Annotated in this window: 14 protein-coding genes; 1 reads left to right on the plus strand and 13 read right to left on the minus strand. The window is 40.4% G+C overall.

Annotation, left to right across the window (positions count from 1 at the left end; genetic code table 11):
- Window positions 1-40 precede the first annotated feature (40 nt).
- Entirely contained in the window at window positions 41-2167 is a 2127-nt protein-coding gene (locus GJS41_RS06270; protein WP_154246435.1) for a tetratricopeptide repeat protein, read from the plus strand.
- Between the two features lies 1 nt (window position 2168).
- Here the strand turns inward: GJS41_RS06270 and GJS41_RS06275 are convergent, their stop codons facing one another.
- The 13 genes from GJS41_RS06275 to GJS41_RS06335 form a co-directional block, all read right to left on the minus strand.
- Complete coding sequence (locus GJS41_RS06275) at window positions 2169-2663, minus strand: hypothetical protein (RefSeq protein WP_195758350.1); 495 nt, start codon at window positions 2661-2663, stop codon at window positions 2169-2171.
- A gap of 239 nt (window positions 2664-2902) precedes the next feature.
- Window positions 2903-4381, minus strand: coding sequence for an NADH-quinone oxidoreductase subunit NuoN (nuoN, locus tag GJS41_RS06280; protein WP_154246437.1), 1479 nt, complete (start codon window positions 4379-4381; stop codon window positions 2903-2905).
- On the minus strand, window positions 4381-5910 hold the full coding sequence (locus GJS41_RS06285; protein ID WP_154246438.1) for a NuoM family protein: 1530 nt from the start codon (window positions 5908-5910) through the stop codon (window positions 4381-4383). The genes nuoN and GJS41_RS06285 overlap by 1 nt, the downstream gene beginning before the upstream one ends.
- 30 nt (window positions 5911-5940) lie before the next feature.
- Entirely contained in the window at window positions 5941-7986 is a 2046-nt protein-coding gene (gene nuoL, locus GJS41_RS06290; RefSeq protein ID WP_154246439.1) for an NADH-quinone oxidoreductase subunit L, read from the minus strand.
- The gene (nuoK, locus tag GJS41_RS06295) at window positions 7986-8288 is read right to left on the minus strand and encodes an NADH-quinone oxidoreductase subunit NuoK (RefSeq protein WP_154246440.1); all 303 of its coding nucleotides are present in this window, start codon (window positions 8286-8288) and stop codon (window positions 7986-7988) included. Before nuoK ends, nuoL begins: the two co-directional genes overlap by 1 nt.
- Window positions 8285-8929, minus strand: a complete 645-nt coding sequence (locus GJS41_RS06300; protein WP_154246441.1) for an NADH-quinone oxidoreductase subunit J — start codon at window positions 8927-8929, stop codon at window positions 8285-8287. The genes nuoK and GJS41_RS06300 overlap by 4 nt, the downstream gene beginning before the upstream one ends.
- Window positions 8930-8948: 19 nt before the next feature.
- A complete protein-coding gene (gene nuoI, locus GJS41_RS06305; protein ID WP_154246442.1) occupies window positions 8949-9440 on the minus strand; it encodes an NADH-quinone oxidoreductase subunit NuoI in 492 nt (163 codons plus the stop codon).
- Window positions 9440-10495 carry an NADH-quinone oxidoreductase subunit NuoH gene (gene nuoH, locus GJS41_RS06310; RefSeq protein ID WP_154247007.1) on the minus strand — a complete coding sequence of 352 codons (1056 nt, stop codon included), beginning with the start codon at window positions 10493-10495 and terminating at the stop codon, window positions 9440-9442. The genes nuoI and nuoH overlap by 1 nt, the downstream gene beginning before the upstream one ends.
- An 8-nt stretch (window positions 10496-10503) precedes the next feature.
- Complete coding sequence (gene nuoG / locus GJS41_RS06315) at window positions 10504-12723, minus strand: NADH-quinone oxidoreductase subunit NuoG (RefSeq protein WP_154246443.1); 2220 nt, start codon at window positions 12721-12723, stop codon at window positions 10504-10506.
- A 32-nt stretch (window positions 12724-12755) separates the two neighbouring features.
- Window positions 12756-14036, minus strand: a complete 1281-nt coding sequence (nuoF, locus tag GJS41_RS06320) for an NADH-quinone oxidoreductase subunit NuoF (protein ID WP_154246444.1) — start codon at window positions 14034-14036, stop codon at window positions 12756-12758.
- Between the two features lie 28 nt (window positions 14037-14064).
- Entirely contained in the window at window positions 14065-14559 is a 495-nt protein-coding gene (nuoE, locus tag GJS41_RS06325; protein WP_154246445.1) for an NAD(P)H-dependent oxidoreductase subunit E, read from the minus strand.
- 11 nt (window positions 14560-14570) lie between these two features.
- A complete protein-coding gene (locus GJS41_RS06330; protein ID WP_154246446.1) occupies window positions 14571-15824 on the minus strand; it encodes an NADH-quinone oxidoreductase subunit D in 1254 nt (417 codons plus the stop codon).
- Window positions 15817-16500: an NADH-quinone oxidoreductase subunit C gene (locus GJS41_RS06335; protein WP_370515675.1), complete on the minus strand. Its 684-nt coding sequence runs from the start codon at window positions 16498-16500 to the stop codon at window positions 15817-15819. The genes GJS41_RS06330 and GJS41_RS06335 overlap by 8 nt, the downstream gene beginning before the upstream one ends.
- Window positions 16501-16508: the final 8 nt, after the last annotated feature.

Here is a 16508-nt window from a genome sequence, read left to right on the forward strand (position 1 = left end):
ATAATCATCTTCAAATCTATGATTTCTATAATGACAATATATGTACGCAAATAAAAATTTAAATTCTCTAGTGATACTTTTAATACTTTCAGCAATAACTATGCAGGTAAATGCGCAGAATCAAACAGATGGGGCTTTGTTTGCACAATGTCAGTTGGCATATAACCAAGAGCCTATCAATGCAGCTAAAGAAGCTTGCCAAATTGCGAAACAAAAAGCTATTGCATCAAATGAACTAGAGCAAAATTTAGCTATTACTAGGCTTTTAATAAAAATAAATATAAAACTCGGCAATCATGATCCAATAGAAACACTATTTACTGATGCAAAATCTTTGGTGACTTCAGAAATTGAGCGTCATGAAATCCTTAGAGACCATGGTGCTTATTACTACCATCAAGGAGATTACAATCAAGCAGAGCCGCACTTTCAGCTAGGCCTGGAAAAAGCTCAGGAGTTAAATGACTCTAAACGAGTTGCTAAATCGCTCAATGATTTAGGCCTAATAAGGCTAAGAAAATTAGAATATAAAGAGGCTCTGACTTATTTGGAACAAAGTTTGGACATCAAGGAATCATTGCAATTAGAACATTCATCAGCAGTAACCGTTCGCAATATAGCTTTAGTTTATTATCGCTTAAAGGATAACCAAGCTGCGCTCAAATTTTATTTGGATGCGCTGCAAAGGTACCAAAAGGCTTTATCAGAAGACCCATCAAACAAAACATTGCCGGACCGTATTATCCATATAAATACTGATTTGGCTGCACTGTATGCTCGTCTGGGTGACAACATCAATAGCGAAAGAACCTTAGCTAACGTCTACTCATCTATACATGCAATGAGTGATAATAATTCAAAAAGATCTAGGTACATCGATTTAGCTGAAGGTTTAATCGAGGCTGCTGATTACTCCCTGGCTAAGCAATTCCTTGATAAGGCGACAGAGTTACTAAGTGCCAGCGATAATAATCATAGCCGCCTTTATTATTTATTAGGGAAGTCCGAATTTGAATTAAATAATTTAGAAACCGCGCTAAGCTTCACAACCCTTTCAGTTCAAATGGCAGAACAATATTCTGACAATCTAATACTTTTGAAAGTATATAAGCTCTACTCCGATATTGAAGAAAAACTTGGGAACACTAGCAAGGCATTAATAAATTTCAAGAAGCATTTCCATATTCAGCAAGCTAGTCATGAAGAAAAGTATAATAATGATCTAAGGCAAATAAAGTTTAAGCTAGAAACCCAGCTCAATGAAAAGCGAATTTTAGAACGCGACAATGCATTATTGCTAAGCACTACCAATAACCAAAGGCTGACCTTGATCTTATATTTAATTTTAGGGTTTATTCTAGTTTTATCCTTATTTTTTTATCATCGCTTCAAACTTAATCGACAAAAAAGGTTACAGCTAAAAACTGAGCTGCAATCTCATAAAGCACGACTAGTAGAGTTAGAAAAGCCTCTTTTAAATTTCAAGCATTTATTTAAAGATAACGAAGAACGTATACTTATCTGTAATGACGCTGGTTTTATTGTTTATAGTAACCTGTCATCTATTTCCGACTCAGATCCGATAACGGACCTGAATTTAAGTCAATTTTCTAAAGATTTGAATTATCAATTTGAAAAGTGTATTGAATCGGGCGAGAGTCTAATCTCGAGGGTAGCTCAAGATACTAATATCGACTCTCTTGAGTTTATTAAAATAACCCCGCTATTTAACTCTGAGTATTATGCTTTCGAGTTTCTTTCAGATGATTCCAGACCTTTTGATTCTTCCAGAAGAATAGCAAATGCTAATCGCTTTGCTCAGTCTATAAATTCGCTAAGTATTGATATCAATGATATCGGGTTGCTACGTCCGATTATCGTTGATGCGATGAAATTATGTGTAGACTCATGGATAAGAGTTACTCAAACCAATAAAGTCGAATTCGCAGAACAAAGCAAAATATGGAAAGTTAACATCGATGAAGGTCGCTTAAGAACACGTTCTTTAGATAAGTATTTATCTATAAAAGCACTACCTAAGCAACCAAGATTAAAGAATGTTATTAAAACTTGTTACTTCTTATTATCAAATAAAGAATTAACCAGCATCGAAAGAGAGTCAATCGAACTCTATCTCAATAAAATCCTAGCCTTTGACAAAAGTTAAGCTAAGAGTTTTCTTCTTCTGAAATTTCTTGAGCCGTGTCGGATTGGCTATTGGCATCTACACAATGAAATTGTAACCCATGACTAGTTTGGTATTCAGCATGATGGTTACCGTTTGTCGTTTCTCCAATACTAGATACAAATGAATTGGGACCTTTAAAGTAAGGAACTAATACAACTGGTTCGCTTTGCGCGCCAGATGAAGACCAGAGTTCCGTTTGTTTAAAATGGCAATAACCAATCGCAGCCAAACCCGCTGTCATAAATAACTGACTGTGATCGTCAAGGTCTCCACATAGAGACGATATTTTGTCAGATGCAACATCTGCATAAATACTACACTCCACTTCGGCATTGGATTTATTGGACGATGCGGATATATACGAAATCAGACCAGGCACATTCACTTGTTCTGATATTGCTTCTACGTCTATGGTTTTTGCGTAGTTACTCCACTGATTAATCTCATATTCAGAAAATTGCATCTGGTCGCTCAAAATATGGTGATTAACTAACTGCGAATTCAATTCTTGGGGTAATTTGTGTGCGTAAACCGGTTTGTTCACCAATAAAAAGATACTGGCTAAAAAAATTAGTTTTTTTGACATCTTCATTCTCACTAAAGGATATTTTTGGAAAGACTGACAGGATATTTTGTAATTATCAACCAATTATCTGATTTTAAAGGGTAAAAACAAAATTACCCAGCCAAACTCAGCTCATTTAAGGCCTACAGCTAAATATACTGGAATGCTTTTTGACAAAAATCGAGTAATTGAGTGGGGAATAAGCCTAGTGCTATAACGGCTATGCTAGTAATGCCAAGGCCTAATCGCAGGCTTCTTTCCGCACGGATACGGGCTTCATTTTTAGCTTTATCAAAGAAGATAACTTTAACCACCCGCAGGTAATAGAACAATCCGATAATTGACATAAAGGCAGCTACTAAAGCTAACCAAATTAAACCCTCGACATTAAGAACGGCTTTAATAACTTCTAATTTTGCCCAGAAGCCGACAAATGGTGGCAGGCCAGCCATGGATAAAAACAAGAAACTCACCAATAAACCCGCCCAAGGATTTCGCTGGCCCAATCCTTTGAGGTCATCTATTAGACTTATTTCTTGCTGTCCCTTGGCCATATATATTAAGCAGCCAAAAGCTCCAACCGTGGTAATCGCGTAGGTTAAAATATAAAACAGCGAGGCACTATAGCCTTGAGTGTTACCTGCGATTATTCCTAGTAAGAAGTAACCAATATGAGCAATAGCAGAGTAAGCCAATAAACGCTTTATATTCGTTTGCGCTATCGCCACTAAGTTACCCACCACCATCGATAGTAACGATAAAATAATGAGTAAGTTTTGCCAATCCGCAATAGCACCAGCAAAAGCGAAGACCAAAACCCTAATCGCTAAACCAAAAGCTGCCACCTTAGGTACGGAGGCCAAAAACACGGTTGTCGAAGTTGGTGCACCTTGGTACACATCGGGTACCCACATTTGGAAAGGAACGGCACCGAATTTAAATGCTAAACCAGTGACAATAAAGACCAGTGCAAAGCGTAAAGTTAAATTCGCCTCATTGTCAGATAAATAGGCTGCAATATCAGCCACGTGGATTTGACTGGTAACGCCGTACACAAAAGAAATACCGTAAAGGATGAAGCCACTAGCGATTGCCCCCATCACAAAGTATTTTACTGCTGCCTCAGAGCTTAATTTTTCGCGACGATTCATCGCTACGAGTGCATATAAGCACAGCGACATTAATTCAAGACCTAAGTACAAACTCAAAAGGCTCGAGCCGCTAACTAGCACCATCATCCCAAGCAAAGCAAACAAATGGAGTAAATAATATTCCCCTCTTAATATCCGACGCTGCAAGATATAGGGCCTAGCAAACATTAAAGACAAAGAGGTTAAAACCAACATCGAAATTTTTAAAGTTGCTGACAATGGGTCATGAATAAAGTGTCGATGATATAGAAAGTCTTGGCTTGTTGGAAATTGAAATAATAATATAACGCCGGTCACCAATAGAATAAATTGAGCTAACTTGTAGCTTAATTTTCTATCCATGTCGGTAGAGAATGCATCAATGAGTAATAACACTGAAGCGGCTGATAATAAGAATATTTCCGGTAATAAAGGCCAGAAGTCATGACTGACAGAGTTTAATATTTGGGGGGCTGTCGCCAAACTTTGGGTAAACATTAGCGAGCTCCCTCTATATTCAATTCAGCAATTTTTGTATCTGTTAATTGTAGTAGTGTTTCCAATGATGGTTGCATAATCTCTATCAAAGGTTGCGGATAGATACCCAAAGCTATAATCAAAGCAGCAAGACTAAATAAAATAAACTTTTCACGCATATTAAGATCTTCAAGCCTCTCAATAGAATCATTTAAAGGCTTACCAAAGATCACACGCTTATATAACCACAATGAATAAGCAGCGCCAAGAACCAGCGTAGTACCCGCAACCAGCGCTATACGCCAATCTGCTTGGAACGAAGAAAGAATCACAAAGAATTCGCCAATAAATCCTGAAGTGCCAGGTAAGCCCGCATTGGCCAAGACAAACAGCATCATCAGAGCACCAAAGATTGGCATGCTGTTAATTACGCCACCATAATCAGAAATATTTCGGCTATGAACTCTATCATATAAAACGCCTATCGAGAAAAACATTGCTCCCGATATTAAGCCGTGCGAAATCATTTGAATCATAGCGCCTTGCAATGCCATAGAACTAGCATCAAGACTCGATAAATTAAAGATAATAAAAATGCCTAAAGTAACAAAACCCATGTGCGCAATTGAAGAGTAAGCAATCAGCTTTTTCATATCTTCTTGAGCTAAAGCCACAAAACCAATGTAAGCAATCGCAATTAACGAAAACAGTATTAATAACCAAGCATATTCGCTAGCTGCATCAGGAGTCACTGGTAAGGCAAAACGTAAGAAACCATAGCCGCCCATTTTTAACATGATGGCGGCTAAAATAACCGAACCGCCGGTTGGTGCTTCAACATGAGCATCGGGTAACCAAGTATGTACTGGCACCATTGGGATCTTAACGGCAAAAGCTGCTACAAAAGCAGTAAAGATTATAGTTTGCTCTAGCATACTCAACGGCATCTGTTGCATGTCAGCAATATTAAATGAGCCAATAACTGAGCCCATATAGATTAATGCCACCAACATAAATATCGAGCCGAAAAAGGTAAACAAAAAGAATTTAATGGTTGCGTAGATTCTATTGGGTCCGCCCCAAACACCGATCATTAAAAACATCGGTATCAAGATCGCTTCCCAAAACACGTAAAATAGGATGGCATCTTGGGCAACAAAAACACCATTCATTAAACCAGTTAAAACTAAAGCGGCGGAAAAGTATTGCGCACGACGAAATTTAATACTACCAATCGCTGCAATCACCACCAATAAGTTGATAAAGCAGGTAAGCACAATCAATGGCACTGCAATGCCATCAACTCCAAGCGAGTAATTAATATTAAGGGATGGGATCCAGCGGGCAAATTCAACTAGCTCCATTTGTCCAGAAGAACCATCGAATAGATATACCAACCAGCCACTTAAGAGAATGATAAGAATAGAAATAACAAAGCTGATCCTTTGACTCCAAACAAGTTGTTTGTCGCCAGGGCCAAATAGCACTAAGAAGCCGCCGATTAATGGCACCCAAATTAATAAACTTAATATTGGTATTTCCGTTAACATTTAGTTTTATTCTCTATTAACTGTCGAGCTTTAACTTCTTATAAATAAATAGGCGACTAATGCCACCACCCCAATCAGCATCACTAATGCATAATGATACAAGTAACCTGTCTGTAATTTTCTTGCCTTGTTTGCAATTCGTTTAACCACGCTCGCGCTGCCGTTAACAATTCCATCATCAATAATGGCTTTATCACCATAACGCCAGAAGAATTTGCCAAGTCCAACCGAACCCTTTGCAAACACCTTTTGATTAAATTCATCAAAGTAATATTTATTTTGCAGTATTTTTCTAACCGGCATTAAAATTTTCGCTGACAATGCTGCAATTTGTGGCTTATAGGCAAAAACAAACCAAGCTGTTAACGCGCCAATCAACAACAACCAAAATACTGGAGTCACAAATCCATGCAAAGCAAAGGCCCAGGCATTGCCGAAGATTTCACTTAAATGCTGCATAGTGTCATGCTCTTTTAACACGAAAATTGCATCGCTAAAGTAATCGCCAATCAACATGGGCTCGGCGGTGATCCAGCCAATTGCCAGTGACGGAATCGCTAGCAGTAACAATGGATAGGTAATCACCTTTGGCGACTCCTGCAAATGACTTGCGGTATGCTCATCCATTCGTGGCTTACCATGAAAAACTAACAGCAGCATTCTGATGCTGTACATAGCCGTTACAACAACACCGGCCATAACAGCAAAGTAGGCATAATTAGAGCCCCAACCATCAGCCTGTGAGACAGCACTAATAATGGCATCTTTAGAATAGAAACCGGCGAAGAATGGCGTGCCAATCAAGGCTAGAGTGCCGATTACCGAAGTCCAATAAGTAATAGGCATTTGTTTTCTCAAACCGCCCATTTTTCGTAAATCTTGCTCATGGTGCATCGCAACAATTACTGAGCCTGCCGCCAAGAATAATAAGGCTTTAAAGAAAGCATGAGTAAACAAGTGGAATACCGCCGCAGAATAAGCAGAGACACCTAAAGCTACGACCATATAGCCAAGCTGGGACAAAGTAGAGTAAGCCACGATGCGCTTTATATCATTTTGCACAATACCCACCAGCCCCATAAACAAGGCCGTGGTTGCCCCAATCACTGTAACCATGGCCAAAGCGGTTTCTGAGAACTCAAATAAGGGCGACATTCTAGCCACCATAAAAACACCAGCGGTCACCATGGTGGCCGCATGAATTAGTGCAGAAATTGGTGTCGGACCTTCCATCGAATCCGGCAGCCATACATGCAGCGGAACTTGCGCTGACTTACCCATTGCACCGATAAATAAACAAATACAAATAAAGGTAATAGCGGACCATTCAATGCCCCCCCAAGGAGAAAAACTCTTCTCCAAACCAACGGCAGCTAATGCTGAAACTTCTCCTTTAAAAATTTCACCATTTGTCAGTGCGCCTTGAGCTGACTCCTGCAACACTTTTGCTTGTTGCATTTTTTCAAATACAGGTGCGTAATCTAAAGTACCGAATAAATATAAAATACCGCCAATACCTAACAAGAAACCAAAGTCACCTACCCGATTGACTAGGAATGCCTTCATATTTGCAAAAATTGCAGTTTCTTTTTTAAACCAAAAACCAATCAATAAATAAGAAACAACACCCACAGCCTCCCAACCAAAAAACAGTTGCAGAAAATTATTCGACATCACCAACATCAACATCGAAAAAGTGAATAATGAAATGTAACTAAAGAACCGCTGATAGCCATTGTCATCATGCATATAACCGATAGAATAGATATGCACCATCAAACTAACAAAGGTCACCACTACTATCATCATGGCAGCCAGACTATCCATTAGAAAACCAATTTGAATATTAATATTGGCAAAAGACGCCCAGTGATAAAGGGTTTGATTAAACGGTTCAGCGTCACCATAAAAATAGCTTAAAAATATTTTTAAAGATACAACAAACGAAATGGCAACCAAACCAATGGTTATTCTATGAGTAAGCCTCTTGCCTATTCTCTTGCCAAAAAAACCAGCTATAATCGCGCCCAACAATGGTGCAAATGCAATGATAAATAGCTGACCAAAAATACTCATTAGCCTTTCAATTCCTCAAGGTTATCAATTTCAATATTCCTATGAGTTCTAAATAAAACTACTAGAATCGCTAAACCAATGGCTGCCTCCGCAGCGGCCACCGTCAAAATGAAAAATACAAATATTTGTCCAGTGGCATCATCAAGATAACGAGAAAATGCAATAAAGTTTGTGTTTACAGCTAGCAACATTAACTCGATACACATCAACAAAGTGATAACATTTTTTCGGTTTACCACAATCCCAACAATGCTAATCGCAAATAGAATCGCACTGACTACAAGGTAATGAGTCAAACTCATGAGGCATCTCCTACTTCTCTATTAACGTTAGAATTAGAGATTGGTTTTTCCGATTCCATAGAAACAATTTTTAAGCGCTCTTCTTTTAATACTTGATGTTGCTCTCTTACTGATTGACCTTTTCGATCACGCCTTCCGCGGAAAGTTAAACTAATTGCTGCAATAATAGCAACCAGTAGAATGACACCTGCAATTTCGAACGGATAAAAATACTCGCTATATAATAAGCGGCCTAACTCTTCCACATTAGAGTAGCCTTGATCGCTTTTAGCAGGTTCAGGCACTTTGTCACTACCAAAAACTTCAAACCGAATGACCCAATAGATGGCCCCAAACAAGCCAGCACCGACTAATAATCCAAGTGGTAATTGCTTAGCAAACCCTTGTTTCATTGCGGCAAAGTCTACATCTAACATCATTACCACAAATAAAAACAATACCATCACGGCGCCCACATAAACTAACACTAAAGTAATGGCTAAGAATTCTGCTTCTAATAACAACCACAATGCAGCAGCTGAGAAAAAAGCTAGAACCAGACACAAAACCGCTTGCACAGAATTCTTCACAGAGATAACACCAATTGCCGCAATAATAGTTATCGCAGAAAAGAAATAAAATACCAGTGTCTCTATATTCAAGTTGAATCAATCCTCTCTATTAACGGTAGGGCGCGTCTTCAGCTTTGTCTTGCGCGATCATCACTTCGTAACGATCACCTATCGCAAGCAATTGTTCTTTGGTTAAAATATTGTCGCCTCTTTTTTCAAAGTGATAATCAAAAATACGTGTTTCAACAATCGAGTCGACAGGACACGACTCTTCACAAAAGCCACAATAAATACATTTGAACATATCAATTTCATATTTAGTGGTTCGGCGAGTACCATCTGACTCCCGCGGACCAGCTTCAATGGTAATCGCTGCCGCAGGACACACTGCCTCACATAGTTTACAAGCAATACATCGCTCTTCACCATTAGGATATCGACGTAGAGCATGTATTCCTCTAAAGCGCGGCGACTGAGGCGTTTGCTCTTCTGGAAATTGAACTGTAACTTTACGTTTAAATAAATGCTTCCAAGTTAACCATAAGCCTGCGCGTAATTCAGTCAGAAAATAACTCTTAAAATAATGCTTCCACTTACTCATTAAGAAGCACCTCCTAAAGAAGCGATTCCTCGACCATCAAACCACCAGCCCCACTCAAGCTTGATCCAAAATGTTAAAACAATTAACCAAAAAACCGTCACTGGGATAAATACTTTCCAGCCAAGGCGCATAATTTGATCATAGCGATACCTTGGGAAAGTTGCCCTTAACCATATCATCATGAATAAAAACCATGCGGCTTTCAGTAGCAACCAAATAGTTCCAGGCACCCAATCAGTAGCAACATCTAAATAAGGGATCCCTTGAAAAGGATTGAGCCAACCACCAAAGAAAAATAGCGCTGTTAAAATTGAAATCAGGATCATGTTGGCGTATTCCGCTAAGAAAAACAAAGCAAAAGCCATGCCGGCATATTCCACATGGAAACCAGCAACGATTTCTGACTCACCTTCAGGCAAATCAAATGGCGCTCGATTTGTTTCCGCTACACCCGATATCCAGTAAATCACTAAAATAGGAAATAGTGGAATCCAAAACCAATGTAAAGCACTACCATTTTGTGCTTCTACTATATCGCCTAAATTCATGCTGCCGCCAGCCATTAAAACGCCCACTAAAGCAAAACCCATAGCAATTTCATAAGACACTATTTGCGAAGCTGAACGCAATGAACCGATCAAGGCATAGCGGGAATTTGAAGCCCAACCTGCAATGATAACCCCATAAACTGCAATTGAAGTCATTGCCAATAAATACAACAAACCAGCATTGGTATCAGCCAATACTAATTCAGCATCAAAGGGAACGACAGCCCAGGCAGCAAAAGAAGGGGCAATAAATAAAATTGGCGCTAATAGAAAAAGTGTTTTGTTAGCACCGGAAGGAACTATCACTTCCTTCATCAATAGTTTCACTACGTCAGCTATAGGTTGCAACCAACCTTTAGGCCCAACTCGATTGGGGCCAATTCGCATTTGCATATAGCCAATTAACTTTCGTTCCGCATAAGTGGTATAAGCAACAGCCAGCACTAACGGCAGTAAAATCATTGCTATCTTTGCAACAATCCATAAACCTTCAGTGACTAGTTGCATAAAATCCACTAAACGCCTCCCATAATGTTATGGAATGGGCTTAGCTGTGGTCTCTTGAGATCTTCTTGGCCTTGCGCCATGGCTGTTTTTTGTAATGCTGGCGCTCTACGAACATAACAATCCGATTGGTAAATATTAACAGCCTCGGGACAAGTTGCTGCTTCAACTAGACCATCTGGACAATGCCACTTTGATTTTACTTTATCACCAACCGCGCCCATGCGCCCCTTCACTTCCTGCATCACATCTTGTGCAGAAACATAATCGAAGTTCTTTAGTTTTAATAAATTTCCTAAAACTCTTAATACTTTCCAGGCAGGCTTTGCTTGTCCTGGCGCAGTAACCGATGCATTAAATTCTTGCCAAATACCATTAACATTTACATATGAGCCTGCTGATTCTAAATACCCAGCGATAGGTAATACTATATCGGCATACTCAAAGGCTTCATCATCCGCAAAGCTAGTTAACGCCACCACAAAATCTGCCTGCTTGGCCATGGCGACAGCTTTTTCAGACCAAATGGAATCTTTACCCAATTCGGTTTTTAATAATATCAAGGCTTTTTTACCGTTCGAAACAATTTGCTCCATAGTGTGCCCGTCATCAGAAACACTCGCACCTGCTGGTCCTCTATGAGGGATTGCACCAGCTAAGTATGCGCCGGCACTATTAGCTCCATGAGATAAGAAGCCATAGCTAGAGCCTGAAAGTTTGGCAACCGCTTTTGCAAGTTGCCTAAGTTTGGAAGCCTGACTATGTTCAACCGCTTCCAAGCCCAAAATAACGCTTGAGTTTGTGCCATCTACTAACATTTGTGCTATATCAATATGTTCTTGCTCAACTGTCACATCCACTAACAAATCTTGCAGCCCATCAAATTTAACTAAGGCCTCTTCATTCTGTGGTTGTTGACTTAAATATTTGGTAATCGCGGCTAATTGTAGGCACCAATCTTGACCACTCTTCACCAATTCATGCTTTAGTTTGAAATTATTAAAGTTTTTATGTGCAGATAAACTCGCGACTAAACCATGCCGGGTTGCTTTACGAATTCTCAACGCAGCCAATGGCTGTTCTTTACGCATGTTTGAACCAATTAAGAAACAACTATCAAGTGACTCTAGATGCGAAATTTGAATACCCAGTTGTGGATATAACGATTCATAATCTTGTCCTGCAAAATCTGCAATGCGCAAACGGTGATCTACATTATCAGAACCAAGGCCACGAACAATTTTTTGCAACAAATAAAGCTCTTCGGTAGTAGCAATCGGGTTACCAATGCCTGCAATTTGTTCAGGGCCATGAGCCTCTTTAATCATGTTCAATTTGCTAGCGGTTTTTTCTAACGCTGCTTCCCAATCAATTTCTTGCCATTCGCTGCCTTGCCTGGACATGGGTTGCAACAAACGCTTGGCTTTTGTTAGTGACTCATAGCTATAGCGGTCACGATCAGACAGCCAAACCTCATTAGTCATTTCATTTTCTTTCGGTGCTAGACGAATAATTTCATTACGACGAGTATGTACATGTAAATTTGTACCAATACAATCGTGTGGTGCAATCGAGTCATACTGAATCATTTCCCAAGCACGAGCTTGATAGCGAGACGGTTTTGCTGTCAAAGCACCAACTGGACATAAATCAATAATATTACCTGAAACTTCAGACTCCACAGACTTTTCAATAAAAGTACTGATCTCAGTATGTTCGCCACGACCAACAGCTCCCATTTCACGAATGCCCGCTACTTCTCGCCCAAAACGCACACAACGAGTGCAATGAATACAGCGGGTCATTTCTGTTTCAATTAGGGGACCTATATCTTTATCTTCAACTGCCCTTTTACGCTCAGTGAATCGTGAAACGTCTTTTCCACATTCCAGTGCCACATCTTGTAATTCACACTCGCCGCCTTGATCGCAGATTGGGCAGTCTAGTGGGTGATTAATCAACAAAAATTCCATCACAGATTTCTGTGCATCTTTTGCATAACCAGATTCGGTTTTGATCACCATGCCGTCAGCAATAGGCGTTGCGCAGGCAGGAAGTGGTTTACGCTGACCTTCAACTTCCACTAAGCACATACGACAATTAGCTGCGACGGATAATTTTTTGTGATAACAAAAACGAGGGATTTCCACTCCCATAGAATCCGCCACTTCAATAATCATAGAGCCTTGCTCGGCTTCTACTTTTTGACCATTGATTTCAATTGTTACCATATTCAATTAACTCTTTTAATTCGCTTTTTTGATTAACTAGCTTGCTTCATTTTTTTTGCAGCCAACTCAGGAATTTTCGCTTCAAACTCGTGCCTAAAGTGTTTTAAAAAGCTTTGCACTGGCATGGCAGCCGCGTCGCCTAAAGCGCAAATGGTTCGCCCCATGATATTGCCAGCAATCTCATCCAGTTTATCTAAGTCGTCCGCTCGCCCTTTTCCTTCAGCAATGCGGTGGATCACTCGTGACATCCAGCCAGTGCCTTCACGACAAGGAGTGCATTGGCCGCAAGATTCTTCATAATAGAAATGCGCTATTCGCGCTAAAACTTTTACCATGTCAGTATCTTCATCAAATACCATAACAGCACCAGAACCCAACATCGAACCAGCTTTGCCGATTGAGTCATAATCCATGGTCAGGTTCATCATAGTCTCTGCAGGTAAAATAGGAGCACTTGAGCCACCAGGAATCACTGCTTTCAGTTTTTTCCCATCTTTAACACCGCCGGCCATTGCTAACAGATCAGAAAAAGAAGTGCCTAAACCAATTTCATAATTACCCGGTTTGCCCACATGTCCTGAAACAGAAAATAATTTGGTGCCACCGTTGTTCGGAATACCTAAATCTAAAAACCACTGCCCACCTTTGTCTAAAATAACCGGTACAGATGCGAAGGTCTCGGTGTTATTCACATTGCTTGGCTTACCGAATACACCATAATTAGCAGGAAAAGGCGGCTTAAATCGCGGCTGTCCTTTCTTGCCTTCTAATGATTCGATTAAAGCGGTTTCTTCACCGCAAATATAAGCTCCAGCACCAATGTGGCTGTGCAAATCAAAATCCACATCTGAATCTAAAATATTGCTACCAAGCAATCCCGCCATGTAAGCTTCTTTAAGAGCAGATTCAAAGCGCTCTATCGGTTCATAAAATTCGCCGCGCATATAGTTATAGCCAACTGTTGCCCCCATGACATAACCACCAATAGCCATACCTTCAATTAGTTGATGCGGGTTATAACGCAAAATATCTCGATCTTTAAATGTCCCCGGCTCGCCCTCATCCGAGTTACAAACCACATACTTTTGCCCCTCTAAATGACGAGGCATAAAACTCCATTTTAGGCCTGTTGGGAAACCAGCCCCCCCGCGGCCACGTAAACTTGAAAGTTTCAGCTCATCAATTATCTGCTCCGGCGAAATTTTTTCTTTTAGAATTTTGCGCCATATCTGATAGCCTCCCGCAGACTCGTAGGTCTCCAAGGTCCAAGGCTTATCTAGGTGCAATGTTCTAAAACAAACTTCATTAGCCATAACAGTAACCGTTAACCCTTCTATAACTCTAAGGTAATTCTTTAATCAAATGCGCCAATTTGGTCACATCCAAGTTTTCATGATATTGCTTATCAACTTCTAGCATTGGCGCTCCGCCACAAGCGGCTAAGCATTCTACTTCTTTTAAAGTGATACGACCGTCGTCGCTAGTTTCGCCTGGTGTAATGCCTAATTCATCATGGAACCATTGCTTTAATTCTTCGCTACCCGCCAACATGCAAGAGACATTGGTACAAAGTGAAATCACATGTTTACCTTGCGGCTCAAGGGCAAACATTGAGTAAAAGGTTGCGACCTCGTAAGCTGCTATGTGCGGAATTTCTAAATAATCAGCCACCGCATCCATCGTTTTTGTTGCTAGATAACCTAATTCCTCTTGAGCAATCGTTAAGGCTGGAATAATCGCCGAGCGCTTACGATTACTGGGATATTTTTTTATCCAAACATTAATTTCTTCAACTGCATCTACTGATAAAATATTAGCTAAGTCTGCTTTACTCATATACTCAACAGTTACCTATCTATCTCGCCAAACACAATGTCTTGAGTACCGATGACGGCCACCACATCTGCCAACATATGCCCCTTGACCATTTCATTCATCGCTGACAAATGGGCAAAGCCTGGCGCCCGAATTTTCAACCGATAGGGCTTATTAGCTCCGTCGGACGTTAAGTAAATTCCAAACTCTCCTTTAGGATGTTCTATCGCTTGATACACTTCACCTTCGGGAACACAATAGCCTTCGGTAAAGAGTTTAAAGTGATGGATTAGTGCTTCCATATCATTTTTCATGGCCTCGCGATTTGGCGGCGTCACTTTATGGTTATCCAGCATTACTGGGCCCGGGTTTTCTTTTAGCCACTCAATACACTGTCGAATAATCTTATTCGATTGACGCATCTCTTCCATCCGTACTAAATAGCGATCATAACAATCACCTTTAGAGCCGACAGGAATGTCAAATTCTAATTCAGGATAAACTTCATAGGGTTGCTTCCTACGTAAATCCCATTCAACGCCTGAACCGCGCAACATGGGCCCTGAAAAACCTAATTGCAAAGCCCTTTCTGGGGAAACCACACCTACACCTACAGTTCTTTGTTTCCAAATGCGGTTATCAGTTAATAAAGTTTCATATTCATCGACTCTGTCGGGAAATGTTTCTGTAAAATCCCACAAATAATCTAACAATGAACCTTGCCGGTTTTGATTTAATTCATCGACTTTCTTCTGATTTGAAAATTTAGATACCTTATATTGCGGCATTTTCTCGGGCAGGTCGCGATAAACGCCTCCAGGTCTAAAGTAGGTTGCGTGCATACGGGCACCTGAGACAGCTTCATACGCATCCATCAAACTTTCGCGCTCACGGAAAGCATACAAGAATACCGTCATAGCACCTATGTCTAAACCGTGCGCACCAAGCCACATTAAATGATTTAAAATTCGAGTGATTTCTGCAAACATCACCCGAATGTATTGGGCACGTTTAGGCGGCTTTATCCCCATAAGTTTTTCAATCGCCATAACATAGGCGTGCTCATTACACATCATCGACACGTAATCGAGCCGGTCCATATAACCAATCGATTGATTAAAGGGTTTTGATTCGGCGAGCTTTTCAGTGGCGCGATGCAATAAACCAATATGCGGATCGGCACGCACCACGGTTTCGCCGTCCATTTCTAAAATCAGACGCAAAACGCCATGCGCAGCCGGATGCTGTGGGCCAAAGTTAACGGTATAGTTACGAATTTCAGCCATTCACCGAATCCTTACTCTCACCTTTCTGTGCTTGCTTTAAAGACTCTTTCAATGATTGGGGATCGGACACATAAATCGTATCCTCATTCTCACGAATCACTTTCGGCACTAATACTCTTGGTTGAATCGATACTGGCTCGTAAACACAGCGGTTTTGTTTAGCATCAAAACGCATTTCAACATTGCCAATCAAAGGGAAATCTTTTCTAAAAGGATGGCCAACAAATCCATAGTCGGTTAATAAACGACGTAGATCAGGATGACCTTCAAACAAAATACCAAACAAATCAAATGCTTCACGCTCAAACCAATCAACTCCATTCCATACAGAGATCACTGAAGGAATCGTTGGACGGTTTTCACCAATAAAGACTTTTACTCGCAAGCGCTGATTTAAACTGATAGAAAGCAAGTGATAAACCACTGCAAAGCGCTCCCGACTCCACTTAGGTTTAGATTCAGAGATATCTTTTCTACCACGGCTAAAGCCAGACCCAGTGGCCTCATCGGTAGCCCACTCATCCAAACCATATTGCAAGTAGTCAACGACTGTTAAATCAATCAATTGCTCAAACTGCAAACCATCTTGATCGCGCAGCTGCATGGCCACATCCACTAGATCATCTTTGGCAACTTCTATGGTAACTTCATCAAAAGCCTGTTCGCAGGCAATCATTTGATCGC

It is taken from the genome of Kangiella sp. HZ709 (genome assembly GCF_009674675.1).
Taxonomy (GTDB): domain Bacteria; phylum Pseudomonadota; class Gammaproteobacteria; order Enterobacterales; family Kangiellaceae; genus Kangiella.